Below are 311 nucleotides of genomic sequence, written 5' to 3' on the forward strand. Positions count from 1 at the left end.
GTCCGCCTTGCCGTCGCCGTTGATGTCGCCGGCGCCGGCGAAGTTCCATGCCGACGAAGGACGCCCGGTCACCACCGTGGCCGCGCCGTACAGGCCATTGCTGCCCATCAGCGAAACGCGCGGGTCCTGGCTGGTCGTCGACAGCACGTCGGCGCGGCCATCGCCGTCGAAGTCGGCGACGGTGAGCGCGATCGATCCGACCGGCAGATAGGCCGCACCCTGGCCACCGGCGATCGTGGCGCCGCTCATGAGCCAGTAGTAGAGCTCACCCGAGGCGATGTTGTGCCAGACGACGTCGGCCTTGCCGTCAC

At 69.5% G+C, this 311-nt stretch carries 1 protein-coding gene; it reads right to left on the reverse strand.

Annotated features, from left to right (window positions below; translation table 11 throughout):
• The coding region (locus E4F61_RS14215) for an FG-GAP repeat domain-containing protein (protein WP_133480257.1) at positions 1 to 311 on the reverse strand (311 nt) is incomplete at both ends.

Source organism: Cognatilysobacter segetis (assembly GCF_004359965.1).
GTDB classification, from domain to species: Bacteria; Pseudomonadota; Gammaproteobacteria; order Xanthomonadales; family Xanthomonadaceae; genus Cognatilysobacter; species Cognatilysobacter segetis.